General features: G+C 57.5%; 24 protein-coding genes and 1 pseudogene. 2 read left to right on the forward strand and 23 right to left on the reverse strand.

Going from position 1 to position 25621, the window contains the following annotated elements; genetic code table 11:
- Window positions 1–108 precede the first annotated feature (108 nt).
- The 3 genes from CR155_RS06515 to CR155_RS06530 form a co-directional block, all read right to left on the reverse strand.
- A complete protein-coding gene (locus tag CR155_RS06515) occupies window positions 109–1551 on the reverse strand; it encodes a DUF3375 domain-containing protein (protein ID WP_102069199.1) in 1443 nt (480 codons plus the stop codon).
- A 695-nt stretch (window positions 1552–2246) separates the two neighbouring features.
- Window positions 2247–2444 (reverse strand): YgaP family membrane protein, encoded by a 198-nt coding sequence (locus CR155_RS06525; protein WP_102069459.1) that lies wholly within the window; start codon window positions 2442–2444, stop codon window positions 2247–2249.
- Between the two features lie 180 nt (window positions 2445–2624).
- The gene (locus CR155_RS06530) at window positions 2625–2936 is read right to left on the reverse strand and encodes an ArsR/SmtB family transcription factor (protein WP_102069200.1); all 312 of its coding nucleotides are present in this window, start codon (window positions 2934–2936) and stop codon (window positions 2625–2627) included.
- A gap of 255 nt (window positions 2937–3191) precedes the next feature.
- Between CR155_RS06530 and CR155_RS06535 the strand changes: the two are divergent.
- Window positions 3192–3491, forward strand: a pseudogene (locus CR155_RS06535) (TonB-dependent siderophore receptor); the annotation flags it as partial.
- 18 nt (window positions 3492–3509) lie between these two features.
- Here the strand turns inward: CR155_RS06535 and CR155_RS06540 are convergent.
- The 9 genes from CR155_RS06540 to CR155_RS06580 all read right to left on the reverse strand — a co-directional run bounded on the left by CR155_RS06540 (window position 3510) and on the right by CR155_RS06580 (window position 12784).
- Window positions 3510–4178 carry a 3-oxoacid CoA-transferase subunit B gene (locus tag CR155_RS06540; protein WP_102069202.1) on the reverse strand — a complete coding sequence of 223 codons (669 nt, stop codon included), beginning with the start codon at window positions 4176–4178 and terminating at the stop codon, window positions 3510–3512.
- Window positions 4171–4863 (reverse strand): 3-oxoacid CoA-transferase subunit A, encoded by a 693-nt coding sequence (locus CR155_RS06545; protein WP_102069203.1) that lies wholly within the window; start codon window positions 4861–4863, stop codon window positions 4171–4173. The genes CR155_RS06540 and CR155_RS06545 overlap by 8 nt, the downstream gene beginning before the upstream one ends.
- Window positions 4864–4875: 12 nt before the next feature.
- A complete protein-coding gene (locus CR155_RS06550) occupies window positions 4876–6051 on the reverse strand; it encodes a thiolase family protein (RefSeq protein ID WP_102069204.1) in 1176 nt (391 codons plus the stop codon).
- On the reverse strand, window positions 6048–6446 hold the full coding sequence (locus tag CR155_RS21455; protein ID WP_102069205.1) for a Zn-ribbon domain-containing OB-fold protein: 399 nt from the start codon (window positions 6444–6446) through the stop codon (window positions 6048–6050). The genes CR155_RS06550 and CR155_RS21455 overlap by 4 nt, the downstream gene beginning before the upstream one ends.
- A 60-nt stretch (window positions 6447–6506) precedes the next feature.
- Window positions 6507–8597: a 3-hydroxyacyl-CoA dehydrogenase NAD-binding domain-containing protein gene (locus CR155_RS06560; protein WP_102069206.1), complete on the reverse strand. Its 2091-nt coding sequence runs from the start codon at window positions 8595–8597 to the stop codon at window positions 6507–6509.
- Between the two features lie 2 nt (window positions 8598–8599).
- Entirely contained in the window at window positions 8600–8818 is a 219-nt protein-coding gene (locus CR155_RS06565; RefSeq protein WP_102069207.1) for an acyl-CoA carboxylase biotin carboxyl carrier protein subunit, read from the reverse strand.
- 26 nt (window positions 8819–8844) lie between these two features.
- Window positions 8845–10212, reverse strand: coding sequence for an acetyl-CoA carboxylase biotin carboxylase subunit (locus CR155_RS06570; protein WP_102069208.1), 1368 nt, complete (start codon window positions 10210–10212; stop codon window positions 8845–8847).
- Between the two features lie 2 nt (window positions 10213–10214).
- Window positions 10215–11762, reverse strand: a complete 1548-nt coding sequence (locus CR155_RS06575; protein ID WP_102069209.1) for an acyl-CoA carboxylase subunit beta — start codon at window positions 11760–11762, stop codon at window positions 10215–10217.
- Window positions 11763–11839: 77 nt separating this feature from the next.
- A complete protein-coding gene (locus tag CR155_RS06580) occupies window positions 11840–12784 on the reverse strand; it encodes a Bug family tripartite tricarboxylate transporter substrate binding protein (protein ID WP_233214031.1) in 945 nt (314 codons plus the stop codon).
- 205 nt (window positions 12785–12989) lie between these two features.
- Between CR155_RS06580 and CR155_RS06585 the strand changes: the two genes are divergently transcribed.
- Window positions 12990–14162 (forward strand): FUSC family protein, encoded by a 1173-nt coding sequence (locus CR155_RS06585; protein ID WP_102069211.1) that lies wholly within the window; start codon window positions 12990–12992, stop codon window positions 14160–14162.
- Here CR155_RS06585 and CR155_RS06590 read toward each other — a convergent pair.
- From CR155_RS06590 to CR155_RS06640, 11 genes are all read right to left on the reverse strand, one after another.
- A complete protein-coding gene (locus tag CR155_RS06590) occupies window positions 14159–15397 on the reverse strand; it encodes a TIGR03862 family flavoprotein (RefSeq protein ID WP_102069212.1) in 1239 nt (412 codons plus the stop codon). The two genes, CR155_RS06585 and CR155_RS06590, sit on opposite strands and share 4 nt — an antisense overlap.
- Before the next feature lie 324 nt (window positions 15398–15721).
- Window positions 15722–16657, reverse strand: a complete 936-nt coding sequence (locus tag CR155_RS06595; protein WP_102069460.1) for a Bug family tripartite tricarboxylate transporter substrate binding protein — start codon at window positions 16655–16657, stop codon at window positions 15722–15724.
- 317 nt (window positions 16658–16974) lie between these two features.
- Window positions 16975–18171, reverse strand: a complete 1197-nt coding sequence (locus tag CR155_RS06600) for a CaiB/BaiF CoA transferase family protein (protein ID WP_102069213.1) — start codon at window positions 18169–18171, stop codon at window positions 16975–16977.
- 123 nt (window positions 18172–18294) lie between these two features.
- Window positions 18295–19200 (reverse strand): LysR substrate-binding domain-containing protein, encoded by a 906-nt coding sequence (locus tag CR155_RS06605; protein WP_102069214.1) that lies wholly within the window; start codon window positions 19198–19200, stop codon window positions 18295–18297.
- Between the two features lie 118 nt (window positions 19201–19318).
- The gene (locus CR155_RS06610; protein ID WP_102069215.1) at window positions 19319–20311 is read right to left on the reverse strand and encodes a tripartite tricarboxylate transporter substrate binding protein; all 993 of its coding nucleotides are present in this window, start codon (window positions 20309–20311) and stop codon (window positions 19319–19321) included.
- A complete protein-coding gene (gene nadC / locus CR155_RS06615; RefSeq protein ID WP_102069216.1) occupies window positions 20304–21209 on the reverse strand; it encodes a carboxylating nicotinate-nucleotide diphosphorylase in 906 nt (301 codons plus the stop codon). The genes CR155_RS06610 and nadC overlap by 8 nt, the downstream gene beginning before the upstream one ends.
- 186 nt (window positions 21210–21395) lie before the next feature.
- Window positions 21396–22346 (reverse strand): NUDIX hydrolase, encoded by a 951-nt coding sequence (locus CR155_RS06620; protein ID WP_102069461.1) that lies wholly within the window; start codon window positions 22344–22346, stop codon window positions 21396–21398.
- Window positions 22347–22398: 52 nt separating this feature from the next.
- Complete coding sequence (locus CR155_RS06625) at window positions 22399–23100, reverse strand: ABC transporter ATP-binding protein (RefSeq protein WP_102069217.1); 702 nt, start codon at window positions 23098–23100, stop codon at window positions 22399–22401.
- On the reverse strand, window positions 23097–23807 hold the full coding sequence (locus tag CR155_RS06630) for an ABC transporter ATP-binding protein (RefSeq protein ID WP_102069218.1): 711 nt from the start codon (window positions 23805–23807) through the stop codon (window positions 23097–23099). The genes CR155_RS06625 and CR155_RS06630 overlap by 4 nt, the downstream gene beginning before the upstream one ends.
- Window positions 23794–24747, reverse strand: coding sequence for a branched-chain amino acid ABC transporter permease (locus tag CR155_RS06635; RefSeq protein ID WP_102069219.1), 954 nt, complete (start codon window positions 24745–24747; stop codon window positions 23794–23796). Before CR155_RS06635 ends, CR155_RS06630 begins: the two co-directional genes overlap by 14 nt.
- Window positions 24744–25616 carry a branched-chain amino acid ABC transporter permease gene (locus CR155_RS06640; protein WP_102069220.1) on the reverse strand — a complete coding sequence of 291 codons (873 nt, stop codon included), beginning with the start codon at window positions 25614–25616 and terminating at the stop codon, window positions 24744–24746. Before CR155_RS06640 ends, CR155_RS06635 begins: the two co-directional genes overlap by 4 nt.
- Window positions 25617–25621: the final 5 nt, after the last annotated feature.

Below are 25621 nucleotides of genomic sequence, written 5' to 3' on the forward strand. Positions count from 1 at the left end.
CTTTATCCTGCTAACAATCCGTCCTATGCGACCAATTAGGGAGCAATCCATATCCTGCACCATTTATTCGCTGCACCATCTATATGCACGGCCTATTTCCCGTAGAGTCTATTTGATAAACACTACCCGCGGCATCACGGCCCGCTTCCAGTTCCCGTCGATTGCCTGCCAGGCAATGCTATCGTTTGCATCGTCATCCAGCAGCACCTTGCCGTCTCCCCGTTCACTGGCCAGCTGCAGATAAGCAATAAGCTCGGCGAGCCCCTGCTGAAGAGGATATTCCGCCAGCAAGTCCGCCAGTGTGATTTGAGAACGGCCCTGCAAAGCCCGGCGCACGCGTTGGGATAACTCCGCACTATCGACCGTAAACTGGGAAAACAATGCCGTCGCATCAATATCCGCGTCGCCCACGTCAAGTTTGCTGCTGCTGATCAACGGTTTAATGGGAAGCGTATGCAGCGGTCGCTCCATCGGCAATTCAATATCGGCCGCCGTATCGTCAATCTGCATGAAACTGCCAGAAGGCGCCATGTCGCGCACCGCCATCGCCTGGCTTTCAATGCCCCGCAGCAAATCCATAATGCGACGATTCTCCAGATAGGCCTGATCGTCAAGGAACCGGCGCAACTGCTGCGACAACAAGGCCACCGTACGCTGCGTATGTTCGCCCGCTTCCAGCCAATCATAATGCACGCGGCGCGTACGGACATCGGGCTTAAGCTGAACAATGGGCGGTAGTTGCAAGACTTTGTCCAGCAATTGAGTCAGCTCTTCCTGCCGGTCGTGAGACATCAGGAAATCCCAGAACGCCCGGAAGCTTCGGCCTTGGTCGGAGTCGACGATCAAGTCGCGCTCGCCTATGATTTGCTGCAGCAACTCGCCTTTACTGCCCTCCCACAAGGCGATGCGCTCGCGGACGTGTCGATCCAGGCCACGAAAATTTTGCTCGACTTCACGAAAGTCCCCCAACAGCTCGCGTGCCAGTCCCATGAATTGTTGAAAGCGATCCCGGATTGCCGTATCGTCCAGCAACGATAACTGCCCCTGTGAAACCAAAGCAATTTCCAGGTCAATTTCAGCACGCTGTTTTTGCAGTTCCAGCAAACGCACTTGAGGATCGGTTTCACTGCCCTGGCTCATTTGCTTAAGTAAGTCGAACAATGTGAGCAAGCGAGACTCGGTACCCACAAAGCTGCGCTCGGTGAGGCTGGTCAACCAGCCTATGGCTTTTTCCGTGGCGGGCATTAGGTCAAAATGAGGCTCATCGGAGTCGTTAGGGTAAAACTTGCGCAGCCAACTGCGCTCGTTCGCGGCCCAATCGTTCAGATAATCTTGCGCTCGCTTTGGAAACACCTCGGCGCCCAACTGCTCTCGCAGAGCAAACAACGTGTCTTCCAGTGCTTCGATAAGGTCGGCCTGGCTTATTACCCGTACATTGGGCGCCACGAAAACACGATGTAGAAAACTGGCTACTAAAGGAGCGGAGTCGGCGAGTAACAGACGCCATGCCGGATGCCGCCGTTGCATCGCCTCAAGGGTTTCATAGTCCATGGCTTACTTCGGTCTAATGTCGCAAAAGGGCAATTCCAATCAACTGAATATTACCCTTAACCGCCAGAACACGGCTTTATCACTCTCGTAACCTATGAGTCACCCTCAGACTGTCCGCCAGCACCAAAGCCGCGAACACCGCGCGCAGGTCACTCATTAGCCTGTCGATGTCCTGGCGTTGGGCGATGAAGCGCCGACTGTGCGCCGACATGTTGCCTGCGTTCTTGAGCCGAGGAAGGGCTGTCTTCGTGTTCCTGCTGAGATTCCACGTCCTCTCTGTGACGAGCACTCCAATAAGGTCGCGTAAGTAGAAGAAGTCGCCAGCGGTGTTTTGTATCTTCGATGCGATCCCCGTGCTTCTCGAACACCTCAATGATGAGAGACTCCACCAGCCTGCGGATCATGACGGCCGATGCATCGTACCAACCGTTCGAGTAGAAACCATTTAGATAGAGGTGCCAACCAGTAGAACCCATCAGGGACAGCAGCCTAAACGAAAGGCAAAGAGAAGCTTTTTCGCAATGTTTGTGGGATTTTCGCTCCCCAGGGGAAAGGGGAGGTAGCGGCAGCTTTATGCTCTAACGTCCGATAGGTTTATGTTTAACGGCACAGCGATGGGCTTTTTGTTTTGATGGTCGGGGCGTCTGGGCGCTTCGCCGCACGGATATCTGTCGGCGAAGCCCTGTGGCACTGGACTACTTTGGTGCCCGCATCGGACACGAGCTCTTTCCTAGAAGAGAGTAAAGGGGACAAAAACGTACCAGCCCCGTCAACAACGGGATGATACCCAACCATCCCCACCACCCCACAGTCCCGGTTGCCGCGAGCGCAATCAATACTACGCCCACGAGCACGCGCAACACGCGATCTAAACCGCCTACGTTGAATTTCATAACTTCTCCTTTGAAAAGAATGGGCACTATGGCTGCTGCCAACGGCCTCTGTGTCATCGATTCCACGGCATACTCATCCGCCGGGTGTATAGCAATCAGCACTGCCCACCGTTCCAGGCTTCAATGGACCGCAGAGGCGGGCATTGATTTGAGAGACATATGCGGCGCTCCTGACAGAAGTCACGGACAAAAAATGTCTTTAAGGGTGGCGATAATTTTTGCCACGTCGGCGTTATCAATGCGGTAGTGCAGAGTCTGAGCTTCGCGTCGGAAGGTCACCAAGCCCTCGTCCCGCATTTTCCCCAAGTGTTGAGACAGCGCGGATTGACTCAACTCAACGTACTTATTGAGGTCGCCCACGGTCATCTCGCCATATTCAATAAGCATGCACAGCACCTGGAGCCGATGCGGATTGCCCAGGGTACGCAACATCGCGGCCGCCTCGGACGCGCCCTCCTGCAGCAACAGATTATCTTCGTTATTGACTACCATAGCGTCATAATATATTAGGTTATTCTAAATTAGATGATCCTAATATGATATTTCGCAATCATATGGAAGTATTCCGGCTATTACATCTGGGATGTGCAAGCCAGAAAAAACGCTCGCCTCACTTCGATCGGCCGCGCAGTGGCATCCTCCGTGAGCTGGATCCGACGCGCGGAGCCGCAGATGCCAGCGTCGCGAACACCGCAGCCGCCCCTGCGCTGAGCCATCCGAACCATCGGCCCATGCCTGCTTGGCGGGGCGCGGTACCAACTGCAAAGCGGCCCGCTCGCCGGAATGGGCGTAGCCGCCGGTGCACGCTATCTTGGCACAAGCTCCGGCGGCACACACGATGCATTCAAGGTGCCGGCTGCCACGCTGGTGGATGCCGCAATGGATTATGACCTCGGGCGCGCGAACCCGTCATTAAAGGGTATGTCGGTCGCATTGAACATCACCAATCTGTTCGACAAGGAATACGTCGCTTCATGCTATTCGGAAGAGTGGTGCTGGTATGGCTATCAGCGCAGCGTACGGGCTAGCTTGCGGTATCGCTGGTGAATAGGCCCAGGTCCATAATCATGTTGGATTCAGCATTCTGCAGTCCGTTGCGATGCGCAACGGACATGCCGTCAGCGATTGAAGAAGATCGAAGCTCATGCCGTGTACCATCGCAGTGACCAACAAGCCGTCATCCCGGACGTCAATAATGGCCAAGTCGGTATAAATCCGGTCCACGACTGCCTTGCCCGTTAGTGGATAGGTGCACGTCGAAACAATCTTTGGTTCGCCGTGCCTAGTAACATGCTCCATCGTGACAAATAGCTGCCGGGCGCCGGCGACCAGGTCCATGGCGCCTCCTACAGCAGGTATTGTATCGGCGGCACCGGTGTCCCAGTTAGCAAGGTCGCCGGCTGCCGACACCTGGAAAGCGCCCAGCACCGTCAGATCGAGATGTCCCCCACGCATCATCGCAAACGATATAACGTGATCGGTGATGGACGACCCCGGCAGCAGGCTCACGGGCTCCTTGCTTGCATTGATGAGATCCAGATCCAGTGGGGCATTGGGATCGCCGGGGCCCAGGCCAACAATACCGTTTTCTGTGTGCAGGATGATGTCCTTGTCGGGAGGCAAATGCCGAGCCACTAGCGTAGGTATGCCGATTCCGAGATTGACATAGAATCCGTCTGGAATATCGTTGGCAACCAAACTGGCGATCTGATGCCGTGTCAATTTATTATGCATTTTGCCTGTTTCCCGTTTGAACGACGCGCTGAACGAATATTCCGGGTGTATCCACCCGTTCAGGTTCAATTTCGCCCAAGGCGAGAATCTGATCGACCTGGGCGATGGTGGTGGTCGCAGCCATTGCCATGACCGGTGCAAAGTTCCGCCCAGCATACCGATATTTCAGATTTCCCCACCGATCGCCATGTAGTGCCTTGATTAATGCGAAATCGCCCTTCAACGGGGTTTCAAGAACGTAGCCGATCCCGTCAATTACTCGTGTTTCCTTGCCTTTGGCCAGATCCGTATCATATGAGGTCGGCGTAAAAAACGGCCCCATACCCGCCGCTGCGGCGCGCATTCTCTCCGCCATTGTTCCCTGGGGCACACATTCCAGCTCTATTCTTCCAGCGCGGTAGCACTCGGCGAACGCTACGGCGTTTGGCTGCGCCTTATTGGAAGAACGGGCGAAAGAACAGATCATTTTTCGAACACGACCTGCCGCCACCAACTGACTCAGGCCGACCGGACCATTACCGGCATTATTGTTGACCACGACCAGATCGGTGGCTCCCTGATCCAGCAAGGCGCAGATAAGTTCCGTAGGCACGCCAGACGATCCAAACCCGCCTATCAATATCGTCGCGCCGTCCTGCACACCGGATACGGCGTCCGCGAAGCTCACAACCGTCTTATCAAGCACCCCATTACTCCTTTAGCATCTGGATTCGGTCGCCAGCACTGCGGTTGACTGGCTGGACAAGGTTCCGCCATTGCCGTGCACGAGTGCGAGCTCCGCTCCGGCAACCTGCCGCTCGCCACAATCTCCGCGAAGCTGGCGCACGGCCTCGATCAATAAAAATATTCCATACATCCCTGGATGCACACAAGAGAGCCCCCCGCCATTTGTGTTGACCGGTAAGCGGCCGCCAGGCGCAATCGCCCCGCCCTCAACAAAAGACCCACCCTCCCCCTTCTTGCAGAAGCCCAGGTCTTCAAGGAAAAGAATAGGATTTATCGTAAAAGCGTCATACAGCTGGACAACGTCGATGTCCGAAACGCCAACCCCCGCCATGCTCAACGCACGCGCGCCCGACTCGGCTGCCGCCGTTGTGGTCAGATCTTTCATTGAGGATATCTGCCGGTTCCAGACTGCGGTTGCACTGCCCCGCACATATACCGGCTTGCGGGGAAGGTCTTTTGCCTTGTCGGATCTGACCAGAACGTATGCGCCGGCTCCATCGGTGACCAGGCAGCAATCGCGCACCGAAAGCGGGTCAGAGACCATGCGCGCATTCAGCACATCTTCGATGGATAGCGGATCCCGCATTACCGCTTCGGAATTAAGTTGCGCCCACTTTCGTGCAGCCACGGCGACCTCGGCCAATTGCCGGCGCGTTGTTCCAAATTCGTGCATATGCCGCTGGGCGGCCAACGCATACGAAGTGATCGGCTGGATTGGCGCATACGGTTGCTCAAAGGGCTGCGGGTCCAGCAACGTCCGCGCTTTTACCCCTTCTTTGCGGCCGAACGTTGCCGTACGCTGAGTGCTGCCGTAGCAGACCAGAACAGCATTGCATTGACCGGACTCCAACGCCAGAATGGCAGGGAGCAAATGGGCCAGAAAGCTTGACCCGCCCAACATCGTGCTCTCAATGAACTGTGGGCGCAATCCCAAGTACTCCACGACCGGCATACCCCACATCGTCGCAGATGAGCTGCAAGTGGCTACACCATCGATGTCCCGCATGCTCAGACCCGCGTCCGCCACCGCCTTGGTGGCGGCCTGTGCAAGAATTTCAAGCTCAGTATAGCCATGGGCCTCGCCTAAACCTGCAACTCCTACCCCAACGATTGCTGCCTTCGAGCGCAATGCATCAAGTGTGTTCATACCGGAACCCCAGCCTGGAAAACAACGACACCATGGCCGTCCTGGTTAATGACGCGAGCGGACAACTCCATGCCGATGCTCAACTCATCGGGCGCTACTCCCTCGACACGGCTCATGAGTCGCACGTCTTCGGCAAGGTCCACCAACACGACGTTGTAGTCACCTCCCAACTCGGGCTTTCTACGCACCACGCTGAACGAGTACAGCGTTCCTCTTCCGCTCGGGCTAACCCATTCGAGCGCCGTCGAACCGCAGTGTTCGCAAAGAACACGCGGATAAAACTGATGACGAAGGCACGCTTGGCAGTGCTGAAGTTCAAATATCCCTTGATCCAATTTCGAAAAATAACGAGCTTGGGGCCCCGCAGAATCCAAGCCAATGTCGTTCTCAGCCATTTCTACCTCTATCTTCTGTTTGTTATGTGCCAGCCGTCTCGAACGCCGTAACGCACGAGACTACAGATCGGCGAAACTGCGGCCGTTTTCTACCAGTTCCTTGAGTAAAGGCGCAGGCGCCCAAAGCTCTCCATGCCGATCATGAAAGCGTTCAATCGTCGCCAGAACTTCGGGCAATCCTACCGTGTCGGCATAGAACATCGGACCTCCGCGGAATGCCGGAAAGCCATAGCCCGCCACGTAAATCACATCAATGTCGGATGCTCTTTGAGCGATTCCTTCCTGAAGAATCCGCGCACCTTCATTGACCAACGCGTACATCGTCCTTTGTATGATTTCTACATCAGTGATTTCACGCCGCTCGACACCAGCCTCTCGGGCGCACTCGGCAATCAAGACATCGATGGCGGGGTCGGATATGGGAGTACGGCTCCCAGATTCGTAACGGTAAAAGCCCGCGCCGGTTTTCTGCCCCAGGCGACCCAGTTCGCAAATAGTGTCCGCCACTTTGCTATAGCGTATATGCGCCGGCCGCGTGGGCGCCATGCGCTTTCGCGCCGCCCAGCTGATATCGAGTCCCGCCATGTCGCCCATTTGCAGAGGACCCATAGCCATGCCGAACCGCCTTAGAGCGCTGTCCACCTGTTCCGGCGTGGCACCTTCTTCCAAAAGGAAATGTGCCTCGCGCGTATAGGGGCTGACCATGCGATTGCCGACGAATCCGTCGCAAACGCCCACAAGAACCGGTATCTTTCCCAATTTTCTGGCGAAAGCAAAGAGGGATCCGATCACGTCTGTCGCCGTCCGTGTGCCTTGCACTACCTCCAGCAAGCGCATGACATTGGCAGGACTGAAAAAGTGCGTACCTATCACCTTTGACGGCCTTGAAGTCGATGCTGCCAAGTCGTTAATGTCAAGACGCGATGTATTTGAAGCGAGGATGGTGTCCGGCTTGCAAACAGCATCCAGCCGAGAAAAAATTTCTTTTTTTACGCCCATGTCTTCAAACGCCGCCTCTATCACCAAGTCGACGTCTGCCAAGGCAGCATAGTCAAGCGAACGGGAGATCAGGGCCAGACGTGCTTTGACATCGGAATCACTCAGCTTCCCGCGGCTCACGCTGGATGCATAGTTTCCTTTGATCACTTCCCAGCCATGATCCAAGCCCGCTTGGTCGCGCTCAATCATCACGACGGATATCCCGGCGTTCGCGATGCTCATGGCGATCCCAGTGCCCATGGTACCGGCGCCCACGACACCCACTTTGCGAATCGGAGTCAGTTTTGCCTCGACCTTAGGCGGCTTCATGGCCGCACGCTCGGCAAAGAAGAGATGACGTTGGGCCTTTGACTGATCGCCGTTGACCAGGAACTGAAAACGCTCTCTTTCAAATGCCAGCCCTTCATCCAGGTCGGACGTGAGCGTTTTCTCGACGCATGCAATGCACTCCAGGGGAGCGATGCATCCCCGATAACGCCGGCCGGCCAGTTTGCGCGCCTCGTCGAAAACCTTGCTATCGGCGGTGGCACCAATAGGCGCACGTGACAGGCGCGGCAACCCCTCCGTTCGAATGGAGGCCTCCAGGGCCAGCTCGCATGCCTGCGGCACAAGGTCTGTTTGTACGAGTCGCTCAATCAGGCCCAGCGATTGGGCCTTCGAAGCATCGATAGAATCACCCCCAGCCACCATTTCCAAGGCGGGGCCGATACCTATCAATCGCGGAAGCCGCTGGGTACCGCCGGCGCCTGGCAAGATTCCCAGCTTGACCTCTGGCAGGCCAAAAGATGACTTCGCCTGCGCAATACGATAATGGCAACCAAGAGCCAGTTCGAGCCCACCACCCAATGCCGCCCCGTGTATCGCAGCGACAGTCGGCTTGGGCGAGTTTTCCAGCTGCTCGATGATCGCGCGCAAGCTGGGTTCCTGCCGGGACTTGGGCGTGTTGAACTCACGTATGTCGGCGCCGCAGGAAAAAAAACTGCCCGATCCTGTAAGAACGATTCCTTTGATCATGGGATTTGCAATCGCTTCTTCCAGTGCTTTACCCAGCGCGACCCTGACTCCGCTGCCGATGCCGTTGACAGGAGGATTATCGATGGTCAATACAGCCACCGCACCTTGAGGAAACGTCGCTGTCTGCGAAGCAATCATGACTAGGCCTCCAGTTCAATAATGGCTTGTCCTTCTTCGACGCTGTCATCGACTGCGATTCCAATTGACCTCACAGTACCGGCATATTCGGAACTCACTGGAATTTCCATTTTCATGGATTCTATTTTCACTACGTCGTCGCCCACGTTCACTTTGCTGCCGACTTGTACGAGTACTTCCAGCACGCGCCCCGTTACTGTTGCCTCAATCTTCTCCATCATGTGCTCCTGTTTGTTAGATTCATTTGCTATGCGTGGTGCTCAGCGAGTATCCGCTGAACGATATCCGTCGATACATGTCCCTGGCCAAACTCTTTATCGGCCAGTACGCGCAAGATAAAAGGAATATTTGTTTTCAACCCTTCGATCCTGAATACCTTCAAGGCCTCGGTTAGTCGCTGGATTGCCTCTTGCCGGGTTTCGGCCTTCGCGATCACCTTGGCCAACATGGGATCATAATGACTCGTTACCCGGGAACCCTGCTGATAGCCTGTCTCGACCCGTATGCCCTGCATGCGCGGCGGCTCAAACTCATTGAGGAGTCCTGGCGACGGCAGGAACCGCAGCGGATCCTCTGCATAGACGCGGGCTTCGATCGCACACCCTATGGTATCGATGGCTCCTGGCAATACATTCTCGATGAGCTCACCCCGCGCCAGCCGGATCTGGGCCATCACGAGGTCGATACCTGTCACTTCTTCGGTGACAGCATGCTCGACCTGCAGACGGGTATTCATTTCCAAAAATGAAAATCCCGTCTCTGGGGTGTAAAGCATCTCGACGGTTCCGATCACGTCATAGCCTATAGCGGCCAGTATCGACTCCAATTGAACTGCCATGGTCCGCACGAGCTCGCGGTCGAGCGCGGGCGCAGGCGCCTCTTCGACGACCTTCTGGTGTCGCCGTTGGGTTGAACAATCACGCTCATAAAGGCACCGCACACCGCCATGGCGATCGGCCAGGAATTGAAACTCGATATGGCGCGGCGCCTGTATCAACTGTTCAAGGTACAGATCCGTACGCCCAAAGCTGCGTTCGGCGATGGCGCGCGCACGCTTCCACTCCGACTCGATTTGGTCAACGCGGTGTATAGGCAACATCCCTATACCCCCACCACCCGCAGCCGGTTTGATAAGCAAAGGAAACCCGAGCGCCAGCGCGACGGAACGAACGTGGTCCATGTCGTCGTCCAGCACTTCACTACTTTGAACCATAGGCATGCCGTGCAGGCGCATGGCGTCGCGCGCCTGGGTTTTGTGTCCGAGCATGCGTATGAACCGGGGAGACGGTCCAACGAAGCACAGGCCGGCGTCCTCGATCTTCTCAGCAAAATCTGCATTCTCCGACAGAAAACCATATCCGGGGTGAACGCCATCAGCCCCTGACTGCATTGCAGCATCCAGTAACGCCCGTTGATTCAGATAGCTGTGCATCGGAGACGCGGGTCCGATACACACCGCTGTATCGGCATCTTGCAGGTAGGGGAGATCTTTATCGGCTTCGGAGTAGACCGCGACGGATTCTATCTCCAACTGGCGCAATGCACGAATAACCCTGCCCGCTATGGCGCCACGATTGGCGACCAACACTCGCTTCAATGTTCTTCCGTGTGTCATGGTCAAGGCCTGAATCCAAATCCACGCGGGCCGGTACCGCGTAAGGGCGCGACCACATCCACAAATTCCTCCAGTAAGGAACGTGACTCGATGGGATCGACAATGTCCTCGATGACAAAGGCTTCGGCGCTCCGAAATGGCGATGTCAACCCATGAACACGTTCCTCAATCTCCGCCCTCTTGGCGGCGGGATCATCGGCAGATTCGATTTCGCGCTTATACGCAACTTCGAGGCCGCCCTCGATCGGCAGTGATCCCCATTGTGCGGAAGGCCATGCATAGCGGAAATTGAACCGGCCATCACTTTGATGCCCGCCGGCCGCTACGCCAAACGCCTTCCGAATGATGAACGTACACCATGGAACTGTCGATTGAGCCACCGCAGTCAAGGCGCGAACACCATAGCGCATGGCCCCTTCTTTTTCGGCGCTCAGCCCAATCTGGAACCCAGGAACATCGACCAGGTTTATCACCGGCAGGTGGAAAACCTCGGCAATATCCAGCATCCGGATAAATTTTTCGGATGCCTGTTTATCCCAGGCCCCACCATAATAGTAAGGATCACTCGCAAACAGAGCGATCGGCCAGCCGTTTATGCGAGCCAAGCCGACGATCAAGGAACGACCCCACTTGCTGCCGATTTCCATGAAAGAGCCCTCGTCCACCAACGATTCCACTATGGGACGCATCTTGTAAACCTGACGGGACTCGGACGGAATTACGGAGCGCAACCACGTGAAATCCGAAGACGCAGGCGGGATTGCTTCCGCACGCGGCGCTGTGTCATATACAGAACGCGGCAGATAAGAAAGAAAACGGCGCGCCCGCTCGAACCCCTGCTCTTCGCTCGCGACCTCGTCGTCCACGACTCCGTTGCGTACGTGGATATTGCTACCGCCGAGCTCATTCTTGTCCAACACCTGGCCGATACGCGCGACAACAGGTGGGCCCGCGATAAACAGCTGGGATGTGTTTTTGACCATTACGGAATAATGACTGGTCGCCACCCGGGCTGCGCCCAAGCCCGCGACGGATCCCAAAGCCAGCGATACCACTGGCACCGTAGCAAGGTTCTGCGCCATGGCGGGCCACATCCGCAACTTGGGCAACAAGGAATAGCCTTTGGTTTCGATGTTCTTGACTGACCCGCCACCTCCGGTGCCGTCGACAAGCCGGATCAGTGGAAGGCGCAAATCGCGCGCCATACACTCGGACGCCAATAATTTATCTCCGACAGCGCCATCGTTGGCGCCACCACGAACCGTAAAATCGTCAGCGGCAATAACGATGGGGCGGCCATCGACACGTGCCCGTCCAGTAAGAAAGTTGGATGGCGTCAGATCCACAAGCGTGCCGTGTTCGTCGTACTCACCGCTACCCGTTAACGCCCCAACCTCCCTGAATGAACCGGGGTCTACTAGACGCTCGATGCGCTCTCGCACGGGCAGTCGGCCCATTCCGCGATGCCGTTCCACTTTTTCCGGCCCGCCCATTTTTTCTGCCAGTTGCTTGCGTAACGCGAGCTCGTCCAGCTCTTTCTGCCAAGACATCCACTACTCCTCAATACAAAGATTCAAAACAGTGGCGATGGAAAACCAGCCACCGTTCCCCCCAGTTTCCCTTCGCCCTACTTATCTATCTTGATATTCGCGCGCTGGATCAACTGCTCGTTCTGATCAAGTTCTGTCCGGATTTTCTCGATAAAACCTGCTGGACTTTGCGTGAGGATGTTTCCTTGCAGCATCAGCTTCTTCTGAAATTTCGGATCGTTGGCTACTGCCGCAATCTCCTTATTCAACCGGTCCACGACATCTTTAGGTGTTCCGGCAGGCGCAAATGTACCTACCCAAAATGAAATGTCAAAATCGGGATAGCCTTGCTCGGCAACCGAGGGAACGTCTGGCAGATCGCGCCAACGCTCTTTGGTCGATACTGCCAGGGGCTTTAACTTGCCCGATTTCATTAATGGCACACCGGAAAGCGTGTCGAATCCATAGTCGATGTCGCCCGCCAATAGAGCAGCTTCCATGGGTGCGGCTCCGCGATAGGGCACGTGAACCATCTCGGTCTTCGACATCGTGGCGAGCTGTGCGCCAGCCAAATGCATCAGGTTCCCGTTGCCAGCGGATCCGTAGGTGACTCGACCGGGCTGTTTAGCAGCCGCATCCACCAGATCCTTTAACGAGGAAATAGCCGCCGTGCGCTTATTCTCGGGATTAATTGCCAGCACAAAGGGCACCGAAACCACCGTCGATATCGGTTCGAAGTTTTTTAATGGATGGTATTGCAGATCCGAGTAGAGCAAAGGATTGACCGTGATCGAACTGGAATTGCTCACCAGGAGGGTATACCCGTCGGGTTTGGCCTGCGCAACGGTACGCGCGGCAATTGCACCGTTCGCACCGGTTTTATTGTCGATCACGAAAGTGGTGCCCATGCGCTGGGTCAGTCCCTCACCAATGATGCGGGCCACGGTATCGATTGTGCTTCCCGGGCTGAAGCCGACAACAAATTTTACCGGCTGGGATGGGTAAACCTCCGCGCAGGCGGAACCCACACCGGTCAACGTCATCAGCAAGCCGGTAGCAGCGATATATCTAAAAGGTTTCATTATTGTCTCCCGTCTTTTTAACTAGTTCGGTGATGTATTAAGCGTTCTTATGGACAGAACACTCATTCTATTTTATTAGGATACCCGCAACGTTGTCAATCGCTGGCAAGATGCGATCGGCGACACTGGCGGAGTATCATGCGTAGTCCAGTTTCGAAAATTCCAAATGCCGTTCAAGAGAAAGAAATCGATCGACCCGGTATCCGCTGCAGGAGACCAAAAAGTCATCGGCGCGCGCTTGCATGCGACACGTAGAGGTTCGGCTCGGCACTTGTTGACCCGCGCTCAGCTGTGGGAAAGCATAATCGTCGCCGCGCCTCCGTCACCACGCAACGCGTGTGTAGCGGGCTTCCAGGCCGCATTGGCCATACTGCTTGCACTCGCCATAACGCACCTGTCGCCATGGCCGCAGCTGGTTGGTTTTCCTGCCCTGGGTGCTCTCGCGGCTTTGTTCGGACGCTACGCATCTCTGCAACGACGCAGGAAAATCGTCCTCATAGGCGGAGCCCTGTTGACCGCTGGCGTCCTTGTTCCATCGTTGGTTTCCTTTGCGGGTGCCGCCCCGGCGGCTATGGTCCTTGTCCTGGCATTAAGCGCGGGCGTTTACACCATAGCCGTAACAACCTGGGGCCTGGGCGGCCCAGGCGCAGTCATTTTTGTGTTCGCCGTTGGGGCGGTAATGGGTCCTGTCGATGCATGGCAGACAGTGGTCGAACGCACTGTGGCGACCGGCGCGGGCGCGCTGCTCACGTTTGTGATCTGCACATTGACGGATCGTTTGAGATCTCAGGAAACCGAAGGCACGACCTCGCCAGCCCCCAAAATACCGCCAATGTCGCACCAACTGATCGTTGCCGGGAGGATTACCATCGGCGCTGCCATCGCAGCCGGCATTTCCCATGCAGCCGGCTGGCATTACCCTGCCTGGGCCGCCATAGGTGCCACAGCCGTGATGCAGGGCACGCACCTGCACGTGACCATGAATCGCTCCCTTCAGCGTATGGCCGGGACGGTTCTGGGTGCCTGCATCGCGTGGGCTATCCTGGCGCAGAACCCGGGCTTCTGGGCCGTAGCCACGGCTATCGTGCTTTTCCAGTTCATCACTGAAGTAATCATCGGCTACAACTATGCCCTGGGGCAAATCACCGTCACTCCCATGGCCCTGCTGATGACCCATCTCGCCACCCCGGTGGCCACCACCTCAAACATGCCGGTTGAGCGTGTGCTGGACACGATCGTCGGTGCGGCACTCGGCATCGTGTTTGCTTTGATTTTTTCGACAGTCGATGATCGGGCATACCTTGCAAGGCGGCGCACGAAGATGCAGGCGAGGCGTTAAAGACTCTGTCCCCGGTCCTTGCCGTCCAACCATCGCAACACGCCCTGCGCCGCCACGCGTCCGCTGGCAAAGCATGCCGTTAACAAATAGCCTCCAGTCGGGGCTTCCCAATCCAGCATTTCACCTGCGCAGAACACCCCAGGCATACCATTCAACATCAGGCCTGGATCCAGGCCATCGAATCGCACGCCTCCCGCCGTACTGATTGCTTCATCCAAAGGACGCACCCCGCATAGCCGCAAGGGCAGCTGTTTTATTGCCGTGGCCAGCGCATCGGGTCGATCGAATATTTCTTTAGGCAGGCATTCCCGCAATAGTCCAGCCTTCACGCCGCGCAAGCCCAGCCGGCCACCGAGGTGACTGGACCACGACCGGGCCCCGCGGCTTCGAGTCACTTCCGCCAACACCCGACCAGGCTCATGGTCAGGCAAGAGGTCGATATGCAATACGGCAGCGCCCGTCGCGAGAATGGCATCTCGCAGATGCGCCGACCAGGCATAAATCACTCCCCCTTCCAGACCGTCGTGCGTCACCACGCACTCACCGCGACGCATCGCCATATCGCCCTGGGGCGCCATGGCTATCGATTTCAAAGGTTCACCGGAAAAACGCTGGGTGAAATAAGGACTCCAGTTCACCGTGAAGCCGCAGTTGGCGGGTAGCAATGGCGATACAGCAACGCCTTCCCGTACGAGTATGGCCTGCCAGGCACCGTCAGAGCCCAGCCGGGCCCAGCTTGCGCCGCCCAGCGCCAGCACCACGGCGTCGGCCTTGCGCGTCATTGCTCCTTGTGGCGTGTCCAGCTTTAAAGCCCCATCTTCCGTCCAACCGCGCCACACATGCCGGGCGTGTACGCGCACGCCGTTGGCTCGCAATCTCTGCAGCCACGCGCGCAACAGGGGAGCCGCTTTCATTTCACTCGGAAACACGCGGCCGGAAGATCCCACGAATGTTGATATCCCAAGCCCATGAGCCCACTGTCGCAAGGCGTCGGCGTCGAATTGTTCCAGCCACGATCCAACACGTGCGGCCTGGTGGCCATAGCGCGACACAAAGGCGGCCAATAGTTCACTGTGCGTAAGGTTCAGGCCGCCGCGCCCAGCCAGGAGAAACTTGCGGCCGACCGATGGCATTGCATCGTAGACGTCGACCCGCACACCGGCGTCTGCCAAGGTTTCGGCCGCCATCAATCCGGCCGGCCCCCCGCCGATGACGGCTACGCAATAAGAAGACATGTGAGAGAAAAAGGCCGGATCGGCCAGAGAAAATCGTACGGTAGCACAAGCCGCTAGCCGCCACGGAGACGGCATTGCCGCAAGTGGCCGCTTTGCGATGCATACCCGTCTGCAGCAAGAAGCAACGAAAGTACCGACTACGGACGCCAGTTATTTCAATCGGCTTCAAGATGGGGCCTGGCGACTTGCTCAGTTTCGGCCGCCTCGCTACGCTGGGCACATCTTCAGCATCGTAGGATAACCCCATGAAATTGCACGTCTACATCAGTCAGTTTGCTGCGTCCAGTCTGATCGCCATGGCCACCGAAACCATAGGTGAGCAGCTTATTCGGAAACGATGCCTGCAGCCTTGACCACGGGCTCCCAACGTTTGAGCTCTTGTTTGGTAAATTCGCCCAGTTGGGCCGGACCCATAAACAGCGCTTCGGCGCCCAGCGTTTCAGCCTTTTCACGGAACGCGGGTGTTTTCATGATTGTTTCGATCTCGGAAGCCAGCTTGTTGACGATGTCGGGCGGGGTGCCAGCCGGGGCATAAATGGCGAACCAAGAAGAAACAAGCAGGTCGGGATAACCGGCTTCCGCAGCGGTAGGGACATCCGGCAAGGACGGCAGACGATTCTTTCCGGTAACCACCAACGGCCTCATGGAGCCGCTGGCGATATGAGGCAATAATGGCGGCGGCGTAGTCATGGTCAGGTCAACCGAACCACCCAGCAAATCCTTTATTGAAGGCCCAGTTCCATTGTAAGGAATATGCACGAGCTTGGTGCCGGCCATCTGGTTGAGCAATTCCGTGGAAACCTGCTGAAGCGACCCGACGCCCGACGAAGCGTAGTTCAGCTTGGCTGGATCCTTTTTGTCGGCATTCACAAGCTCTTTCAGCGTCTTGTACGGCAGCGTCGATCGCACAACGAGTACTTGCGGCGCTGACAATATATTGGCCACCGGCGCAAAGTCCTTGATGGGATCCCAGGTCAGGTTGGGCGTGATCAACGGCGTAATGACCTGATAACCGGAGTACTGCAGGAGCAGGGTGTAGCCGTCGGGCTTGGCGCGCGTCACAAGTTGCGCGGCGACGGTACCGGCGCCGCCCGGGCGATTGTCGACCACGACGCTCTGTTTCAGCGCACGGCCCAATGGGTCGGCGATCATGCGGGCTGTAATGTCAGTGGTTCCGCCCGGCGCGGCCGAAACAATCAGCCTGATAGGATGGTCCGGATACGCTTCGGCTTGAGCTGAAGCCGTCGCGGCAGTCAGCATCAGCCCCAGCGCGCAGCCCAGAAGGCTCAGTGGGCGATGCAACTTGAATGTGGATTTCAAAATAGTCTCCTCGGATTATATGGAAATGCGGCGCCCCGATAGGTGCTGCCGCTTATATTGCCAGCGCCGAAGGCACTGGGTGTAACTTCAAACGAGGGCCGGCGACGAGCAATGCGGGCTTGAAGTCTCGCTGTACCAATCGTGGCAGCGTGGAGACAACAGCCAGAAGACGCTCGATCGACACGCCAGTATTGACGTCCATGCACTCGAACATATGCACCAGGCCGCCACCGCATTGGCCAGGGCCATGCCGCGTCTCATTCGATAACTCCTTTTGCACTCAACATGCCGATACGCGACTCATCGAATCCAGCTTCTTTCAACACCGCCACGGTATGCTCGCCCAACGTCGGCGCCCGGCGACGGATGGCGCCCGGGTTTTCCGAAAGTATGGGCACCACATTGGGCATCTCGACCTCGATACCGCTCGCACTGCGGATGCTTGATATGGCACCACGCGCGCGAAAGTGGGGATCTTCGGCAATATCGCGAACGTTATAGATGCGGCCGGAAGGCACATCGGCCTCTCGCATGGCGTCCAGCACGCTGTCGATGTCGCGTACGGATGTCCAGGCGCTGATGGCTTCGTCAAGAATGTGAACTTGTTCAACGCGCCCGTCGTTGTGGGCCAAGCGGGGGTCATCGGCCAGGTCATCGCGTCCGATGCGGCGCATCAATCGCTGGAATATCGCATCGCCGTTGCCTGCGATAAGCACGTAATGCCCACCACGGCACGGATACGCGCTGGAGGGCGCTATGCCCGGCAATGATGCACCGGCCGGCTCGCGCACTGCGCCGAACACCGAGTATTCTGGCAGCAGGCTTTCAGTAAGGTTAAAGATACTTTCATAAAGCGCTGTATCGATGACTTGACCTTCTCCTCCTCGAGTATCGCGCTCGTACAAGGCCAGGAGTACGCCTATGGCACCATGCAATCCGGCAATTGTGTCACCGAGCGACAAGCCTGCGCGGACTGGCGCACGACCGGCCTCGCCATTAAGATGGCGCAATCCTCCCATGGCCTCGGCAATCGCCGCGAATCCCGGTTCAAGTCGCTTGGGTCCGGTCTGCCCATAGCCAGACACCCGCAACATAATCAGGCGGGGGTTGAGCGCATGTAATACTTCCCACGACAAACCCCATTTCTCCATGGTGCCGGGCCGGAAGTTCTCGATCAACACATCCGCCTGGGCCGCCAGTGTACGCACCAGCTCCTGGCCATCAGCCTGTCGCAAATCGATGCAAATGGACTCCTTGCTACGCGACTGCGCTTCCCACCAGACTGAAGTGCCTTCATGCAGCATCCTCCACTTGCGCAGCGGATCCCCCTGACCGGGCGGTTCGACCTTGATCACGCGCGCACCAAAATCAGCGAGGGTCTTGGCGGCAAACGGCCCGGCGATCAACTGGCCCAGCTCCAGAACCCGGATTCCGGCAAGAATTTGATGCGGCATGGCTCCTCCTTTCAGTTTTACTGAGAGCGCAGCCGAGTATGCCACCAGCCGGGTTCAAGCCACCATCCTTATTGCGACAAGCGGGGTATCATGAATCACGAAGGGCCATCAGGGACGCTGCCATCACGCAGCGGCCGGTTCACACTGCAGGTGGGCAAGCAATAGTTTCGCTGCCGCGGTCAACCCATCGGAATCGCGTACGCCGATCAATAGTTTGCGGCGCGCCCAAGGGTCCATCAACGGGATCAGGGTCAATTGCATCGAGCGCGAATGGGGCGCCGCCGCCAGGCGCGGCAGAATGCCGATGCATTGGGTCGCGAGGGCCATGCGGCAGATGGAATCGAAGCCGCGCACCTGAATTCGAAGCTTCAGCGGCTTGCCCAGACGTTCGCTTTCTTCTTGCAGCCGCATTGCAAGCGAAGTCTTTTGCGAAAGGCCGATATAGTCGTAGGCCAGGGTGTCGGCGAAGCTGATCTCGTGGCATACCGCCAGCGGATGATGGGGCGGCACCATCAGCACCAAGTCGTCATAGCGGTAATGATAAGTCGTCAATCCCGGACAAGGGGTCCGATCAGCAAATATGCCCAGGTCAGCCTGGTTATCGATGACTGCCTTGACAATATGGGTGCTGTTTTCTTCCATGAGGCTGATACGGATAGCCGGATGGCCGCGCATGAATGCGGCCAAATCATCGGCAAGAAACTGGGTGATCGCGGAAGTATTGGCAGCAAGACGCACATGCCCTTTGACTCCGAAGGCATAATCCGACAAGGCGCTGGCCATCTGTTCCATTTCATGTGCCACGCGCAAGGAGTGGTGGAGAAAAGCTTGCCCCGCCTCTGTGAGTTCAACACCGCTGGCGTGACGATACAGCAATGGCGTGCCGAGCGCTGCCTCGAGATCGGAAATGCGCTTGCTGGCAGCGCCTACTGCCAGGTGCGATTGTCGGGCCCCGGCCGATATGCTGCCTTGGCGCGCCACAGCGATGAACAGCAAAAGCGTCACAAGGTCGAATCGGGCAAGGTTCATGGCTGCTGAATAGAATGACGAACGAAGGCCTGATCGTAGAACGGAAACGTGCCCGCTTCAACCGGCCTTCAAATGGCCCCTTGGCTCTTTTTTCGTCCACAACCCTGATAATGCGAACCTAATCCACCCTCAGCCCCATCTGTTCTGTTAGCTGGGTAAACCGGGCTATGTCCTGCCGGATCACGGCCTGGAAATCCTGTGGGCTCCCAACTGTGGTGTCGTACCCCAGCGCATGCAAGTCCCTCGCCATATCGGGGCGCTGGACGATAGAAACGATCGCCCCATTAAGGCGTTCGATAATGGCGGACGATGTGCCTGCCGGCGCCAGAATTCCGTGCCATTGATCCAGCGCGTATCCAGCCAAGCCTTGCTCTGCCACGGTAGGCACATGGGGCAGCAATGGCGAGCGCTGCGGCGAGGTAACGGCCAGTGCGCGCAGCGTACCGCCCTTCAAGAATGGCAAGGCGCTTGAGGCCGTAACGAATCCCAACCCCACATTGCCTCCCAGCACACCGGCCAGGGCCGGGCCGCAGCCGCGATAAGGAACGTGCAGCCACATCGCGTCCGTACGCCGCAAAAGCATTTCACCGGCCAGATGCTGAGGTGTGCCGCTGCCGCAAGATGCATACGCCGGCGGCATCGAGCCCGGCTCGCCATCTTTGGCCTCCAAGGCTTGGCGCATGGTTCGCCATGGCGAGTCCGCCGCCGTCACTAACACCGACGGTACGAAGGCCACATTGATTACGCCTACCAAGTCCCTCTGCGGCGAAAACCCCAGATTGCGATACACCCCCGGATTGATCGCATACGTGCTATTGACTACCAGCAAGGTATAACCATCGGGTTTCGCGCGCGCGACCGCTTGCGCGCCGATATTCCCGCTGGCACCCGAGCGGTTCTCCACCACCACCGACTGCCCGAGATCCCGTTCCAGGCTGGCCGCCAAACGTCGCGCCAACAAATCGGTGCCGCCGCCAGGAGGAAACGTCACCACCAGGGTGATGGGCCGAACCGGATAATCGGCGGAGTCCGCAAGGGACGCCGCGCCCGCAGCGTTGATGGCGCAAACCACGCTGAAACACATGGACAAGAACGCGGCGGCCCTATGCATAGTCGGCATCCATACCAATATCAAGGACGGGTGCGCTGTGTGTAAGCCAACCGACCGCAATCAAATTCACGCCGGTTTGAGCAATGGCCGGCGCGGTTGTGGGAGTGATGCGGCCCGAAGCTTCGGTTATCGCCCGGCCCGCCACCAGGCGTACTGCATCGCTCAACGTATCGACCGACATATTGTCCAGCAAGACGGCGTCTACACCCAGATCGAGTCCCTCCTTCAATTGCGCCAGCGTGTCGACTTCCAGCTGAATGCGCACCATATGCCCCACACCGGCTCGCGCGCGCAAAATGGCTTCGCCAACGCTTCCAGCCACGGCAATATGGTTATCCTTGATCAACACGGCATCATCCAGGCCGTAGCGATGATTGCTGCCGCCACCGACCCGCACTGCGTACTTCTGAATAGCGCGCAATCCGGGAAGGGTCTTGCGCGTACAGCTAACGCGGGTTCCATAGGCGCGGATGGCGTCGGCAATGGAAGCGGTAGCTGTCGCCACGCCGCTGAGGTGCCCCAGGAAGTTCAAGGCGGTGCGTTCCGCACTTAACATGGCGCGCGCACGACCTTCCAGCACAGCGATTACATCGCCCGGCGCAAGGCGGGCGCCATCTTCACGCAGCATGCGTATTTCGATGCCGTCATCCATCAATCGGAACGCGAGCCGCACCAGGTCCAGCCCGGCCAGCACTCCCGCCTGGCGCGCCACAAGACACATACGCGCGCGCGCTGCCAGGGGCACAATCGCGTCAGACGTCAAGTCGCCCGCCCGTCCCAGATCTTCGCACAGTGCGGCACGCACCAACGGTTCCAGGATAACTTTTGGCAGTGGCGGGATGGTGAACGAAGCCGTATCGGCGTTATTTTCCGGTTTCATATTGTCATTTATGCTCATTTTGAGTATTTAAAAGAGAAAAAATTGGCTGGAACTCTAAGAGCCCGCCCTTCCCGCATTGCCCACCCTCGCGGTGCAATATCGGCGCGTCTTTATGCTAGCCCTGAGCATAATAGGGCGTCAAGCAAAAACTTCCTGTGCCCGCAGAGCGAACAGCCTTGCTTTTACCGGCAGGGATTTCTGTCCTTATCTTGCCAATGGCAGCTTGCTGCCTGCAATAGCGCGCTCTTGCAAGACATCGCCGCGAAACTGGAACAGCTTCGCGGGCCGCCCACTCGCGCCCTGAGTCATCCGGCCGCTTTCTTCGACCAAAGCCTGTTGCTCAATAAATCGGCGAAAGTTCTGCTTGTGCAGGCGGCGCCCAGCCACCGCCTCGAATGCCTGCTGCAACTGCAAAAGCGTAAAGAATGGCGGCATCAATTCGAAAACGACGGGTCGATACCGTATTTTGGCGCGTAAGCGCGCCATTGCCGTCGCCAGAATCCGGCGATGGTCATGCAGCATGGAATGGCCGGGCAGGGACGCGCCTAGCGGCAAGCCGGATCGTCGAACCGCTTCCGGAATCAGACCAGCTTCGAAAAGCAATTCATAACGCTGCAGCACCGCATCGTCACTCCAGCATGCGGCATCCAGGTCGAAAATGCAGTCGACCCTGCGGCGACGCTGACGCTTGTCGGCAGTCGTTGATGCATCGCTGCACCAGCGATGCAAAGCCGGCAGGATTTGTTGCGCAACAATCGCGGGACATCCATCGCGCCAATCCTCCCAGGGAAAATAGCGATACCAGTCCTGCCATCCCACCGTATCGATATCGGGGTTCTCGAGCTCTCGCGTCAGGCCCAGATAGCTAACTGAAATAATGCGCTGTCCCTGTTGGTCGGCTCGGTCGCTGTCTGCAAATGTATAGAGCTGCTCGACATATCCGATGGGATGATGCGTCTGCGCCTCCACCCAGGCGCGCAAGCCCGTTTGCAGCGAGCGGTGCGACGATTCAAACGGCCCCGCCGGCAAAGCATGGCCGCGATCCCGGGTCAGTACGCGAGGCTGCCCCTGCGTCACCGCGACCAGCACGGCGACGAGCTCGGTAGCGACCGTGTGGGCGGGCAATGCGTAGGTATGGTCTTGGGCTGTTGACATGGCAGGCGCGAAAACCGTCATTATAGGAATAGTAGCGGGCAACCCTTGTGCCTCAGTGTGCGAAGTACAAATCGTGCAAGTGTTCCATATCGACGTCGCCCGCCCTTTGCGACAGAACCACCTTGCCGCTTTGCATGAGGTAAACATGGTCGGCGACGCCGACCGCCCTGTGCGTGCTTTGTTCGACCAGGATGATCGTGCGACCCTCGCTTTTCAGGCGCGCCAGCGTCTCGAAGAGCTCGTTGACCACGACGGGAGCCAAGCCCAGCGACGGTTCGTCGATGAGCAGCACGTCAGGGTCGGACATCAGGCCGCGGCTCATGGCCAGCATCTGGGCTTCACCGCCCGATAGCGTGCCCGCAAGTTTGCCGCGGCGCTCGCCCAGCCGTGGAAACATCTCATAGGCCCGGTCACATTGGCGCCGTGAGCCGGCGCGGTGGCCTTTTGAGAACGCACCCAGCATGAGATTCTCTTCTATGGTCATGTCCTTGAAGATCATGCGTCCTTCAGGGATCATCACCATGCCCAGTTCCGGCATTTTCCAGGTTGGCGTACCGTCGAGAACCTTGCCGTCCAGGCGCACGCTTCCCTTCTCCAGGGGTATCAATCCCATGATGGCGCGTAATAAGGTCGTTTTCCCCGCGCCATTGGGACCGATTATGGTGGTCAGTTCTCCCTTGCGGGCGGAAACCGAGACATCCCACAATATATTGATGGCGCCGAAGCCGGCACGCACTCCTTCGACGTCGATCATGCCTGCGCTCCGGTGTAGCTCCTGACCACATCGGGATCGCTGAATACTTCATGCGGAGTGCCTAACGCAATAAGCCTGCCAAAATCCAGTGCGATCACCCGGTCACATAACTGTGTGATGGTTTCGATATCGTGTTCAATGATGAGTATTCCTACTGAGAAGCGTTTGTGCATGTCCTGGAGCATCTTCATGAAACGCCGCTTGCCGCTGGTCTCAAGGCCGGCAAGCACCTCGTCCAGCAGCAACAGCTTCGGGTCCGTGCATAGCGCCTTGGCGATTTCGAGCGCCTTGAGTTCGGTCAGCGCCAGCTCCGTCGCCGCATTGCGTTGTGCCCGTCCTGCCAGGTTGGTGAAGTCCAGTACCTCGTCGATGCGCACTTCGTCAACACGTCCAGTCCCGAATCGCTGGGCAACGACCAGGTTTTCGCGCACTGTCAGCTCGTGCAGAGGCTGGGGGATCTGAAACGTCCTTCCTATTCCCATGCGGGCGCGCCGGTGCAAGGGAATATTCAATAAATTGACCGATTCGAACGTGATTCGACCGCTCGTCGGCCTGACCAGTCCCGACACCGCATTGAACAAGGTGGTCTTGCCAGCGCCGTTCGGGCCGACCAACCCAAGGACTTCATCTTTTTCGGCCGTGAAGGTTACAGCATCGACGGCGGTGAGTCCCCCAAAACGAACCGTCAGCGCATCAAGCTGCAGCATGTTTTCTCCTGAAGGTTTTCAACAACAAGGGAAGCAGGCCGCGTGGACTGAAAATGATCATGGCGACCAGGATGCCGCCGAGGATCAATTGATGTCCGGAAGGAATCAGGTTCTTGAACACCAGTTGGTCGACCAGGTAAACCGTCAGCGCACCCATCAGCGGGCCCATGATGGTTCGATACCCCCCAAAAATAGCCGCAATGATCGGCAAGGTCACCCATACGCCGTTGAACGCATAATCCGGCTCAAGAAAGCTGATGTAGTGCACGTTGAATGCCCCCACCATGCCCGTCATGAACGCCGAAACGAATAACATCATGGCTTTGAGCAGCGTACTGTTCACCCCGACCACTCGTGTGGCGTCCTCGCTGTCGTGCATGGCTTTGAGGGCAATGCCGTAGTAGCTGGATCGTATGGCCTGATAGCACAGGGCGAACACGAGAATAATGGTAAGAATGATGAGATAGCTACCCATTTTCCCCGCGAAATCCACGCCGAATACGATGGGGAAGGGACTAATGGTGGACAGGCCTCCGGAGCCGCCCGTGACCGACGACCATTCGACCGCGATGATCTTGAAAATATGCGCGTAGGCAAGAATTGCCAGGGCAAAATAGGGTCCGCGCAGTCGCAACACCGGCAGCATTGCGATGGATGCGACGACGGCCCCCACTCCGCCCAGCAGCAACCCTACAGCCACCGGTACGCCGGCTTGCGCCGTGACAATGGCAGATACATAGGCGCCCACGCCAAAGAACGCCGAATGGCCAAAGCTGACCATGCCTCCGAGATTCCCAAGCAAGGCCCATGCCATTGCCACGCCCCCTATCACCAGCGCCGCAATGACCAGGCTCATGACATAGTTGTTGCCACCCAGGATGAGCGGCACTCCAATATAGGCGACCAGTATCGCCGCCAGCATAATTTTGCCGTTCTTCATCCTCGCCTCCTGGCCGCGCCGAACAAGCCGTTCGGCAACACAAAAAGTACCAGCAGAAATAGCAACATTCCGACTAGCTCCTGCAGGGCCGAACTGGCTAAGGTAATGGTGAGCGCCTCGGCCAGCCCCAGCAGTACGGCGCCCACCAGCACGCCCGGAATGGATCCTATGCCCGCTAGCACGGTAATGACGAAAGCCTTGATCGTCAGGACATGGCCCAGGGAAGGCTGGATCACGCCGTAGCTGTATATGGCGACCCCCGCAAACGAAGCCAGGATACCCGCGATCACGAACGAGATAAGTTCGGTGCGCCGCGGGTTTATGCCCATCAGGCGTGCGGCGTCGCGATTGCCCGCCACGGCGCGCACGGCACGCCCATACCAACTGCGGGAAAGCCACCACCACAGTGCGCCCATCAATAGAACACTGACCAGGAAGAACAACGGTTCGCTGCGCATACTGTAGAGAGGTCCGATGACGATGGCCTCCTGCAACCACGAGGAAGACGTCGACCGTATGTCGGCCGACCAGACGAGCAGGATGGCGTTGGTCAGGATGACGCCTATGCCATACGTGAGAATCAGGGAATTGAGTTCACGATCCGTCTTGATAAGGTCGACCAGAAAATACATGATGACCGCCGACAGGCAGACGACGACCAGCGCGACTGGAATGGCCAGTGCTGGATTCCAGCCGAATGACGATTCGACGGTATAAGCGACATAGGCGGCCAGCAGCACAAGTTCTCCGTGCGCCAGGTTGATGATTTTCATCGTACCGAACACCAGCGCCAGGCCAAGGGCGATCAGTGCATAGGACCCCCCTTGGAGCAGACCCGAATAGACCGCCTGCAGTATCAGTTCATTCATGTCGC

It is taken from the genome of Pollutimonas nitritireducens (genome assembly GCF_002849615.1).
Taxonomy (GTDB): domain Bacteria; phylum Pseudomonadota; class Gammaproteobacteria; order Burkholderiales; family Burkholderiaceae_B; genus Pollutimonas; species Pollutimonas nitritireducens.